General features: G+C 57.2%; 1 rRNA gene. It reads left to right on the top strand.

Annotation, left to right across the window (positions count from 1 at the left end):
* A 23S ribosomal RNA gene (locus tag DIS04_RS20245) occupies nt 1-1,664 on the top strand; the annotation flags it as partial.
* Nucleotides 1,665-1,678 lie beyond the last annotated feature (14 nt).

Below are 1,678 nucleotides of genomic sequence, written 5' to 3'. Positions count from 1 at the left end.
CGGCCCCTAAGGCGAGGCCGAAAGGCGTAGTCGATGGGAAACGGGTCAATATTCCCGTACCTCACTGTATTGCGATGGGGGGACGAAGAAGGCTAGGTGGGCCAGGCGTTGGTTGTCCTGGTGAAAGCCAGTAGGCTGGGATCTCAGGCAAATCCGGGATCCCAAGGCCGAGAGGCGAGACGAAGGCACTACGGTGCCGAAGTCATCGATGCCACGCTTCCAGGAAAAGCCTCTAAGCTTCAGATACAGTGGGACCGTACCCCAAACCGACACAGGTGGTCAGGTAGAGAATACCCAGGCGCTTGAGAGAACTCGGGTGAAGGAACTAGGCAAAATGGTGCCGTAACTTCGGGAGAAGGCACGCCGCGTTAGTGTGAAGGCCCTCGCGGCTGGAGCACGAGGNGCTTGAGAGAACTCGGGTGAAGGAACTAGGCAAAATGGTGCCGTAACTTCGGGAGAAGGCACGCCGGCGTAGTGTGAAGGGCCTCGCGCCTGGAGCACGAACCGGTCGAAGATACCAGGTGGCTGCAACTGTTTATTAAAAACACAGCACTCTGCAAACGCGCAAGCGGACGTATAGGGTGTGACGCCTGCCCGGTGCCGGAAGGTTAAGTGATGGTGTTAGCCCTCGGGCGAAGCTCTTGATCGAAGCCCCGGTAAACGGCGGCCGTAACTATAACGGTCCTAAGGTAGCGAAATTCCTTGTCGGGTAAGTTCCGACCTGCACGAATGGCGTAATGATGGCCACGCTGTCTCCACCCGAGACTCAGTGAAATTGAAATCGCAGTGAAGATGCTGTGTACCCGCGGCTAGACGGAAAGACCCCGTGAACCTTTACTATAGCTTCACACTGGACGCTGATGTTGCTTGTGTAGGATAGCTGGGAGGCTAGGAACCCCGGACGCCAGTTCGGGCGGAGCCAACCTTGAAATACCAGCCTGGCATCATTGGCGTTCTAACTCAGGTCCGTGATCCGGATCGAGGACAGTGTGTGGTGGGTAGTTTGACTGGGGCGGTCTCCTCCCAAAGCGTAACGGAGGAGCACGAAGGTACCCTCAGCACGGTCGGAAATCGTGCATTGAGTGCAAGAGCATAAGGGTGCTTGACTGCGAGACAGACACGTCGAGCAGGTACGAAAGTAGGTTCTAGTGATCCGGTGGTTCTGTATGGAAGGGCCATCGCTCAACGGATAAAAGGTACTCCGGGGATAACAGGCTGATACCGCCCAAGAGTTCACATCGACGGCGGTGTTTGGCACCTCGATGTCGGCTCATCACATCCTGGGGCTGAAGTCGGTCCCAAGGGTATGGCTGTTCGCCATTTAAAGTGGTACGCGAGCTGGGTTTAGAACGTCGTGAGACAGTTCGGTCCCTATCTGCCGTGGGCGTTGGATGTTTGAGAAGAGCTGCTCCTAGTACGAGAGGACCGGAGTGGACGCACCTCTGGTGTTCCGGTTGTCACGCCAGTGGCATTGCCGGGTAGCTACGTGCGGACGGGATAACCGCTGAAGGCATCTAAGCGGGAAGCCCCCTTCAAGATGAGACATCCCCGAGGCCTCGAGCCTCCTGAAGGGCCCAGCGAGACCAGCTGGTTGATAGGCCGGGTGTGGAAGCGCTGCAAGGCGTTGAGCTAACCGGTACTAATGGCCCGTGAGGCTTGACCATATAACCCCAAGGGG

Source organism: Billgrantia lactosivorans (genome assembly GCF_003254665.1).
GTDB lineage: Bacteria > Pseudomonadota > Gammaproteobacteria > Pseudomonadales > Halomonadaceae > Halomonas > Halomonas lactosivorans.
The sequence above is the reverse complement of the archived record's forward strand: the minus strand, read 5'-3'. Positions and strand labels throughout refer to the sequence as shown.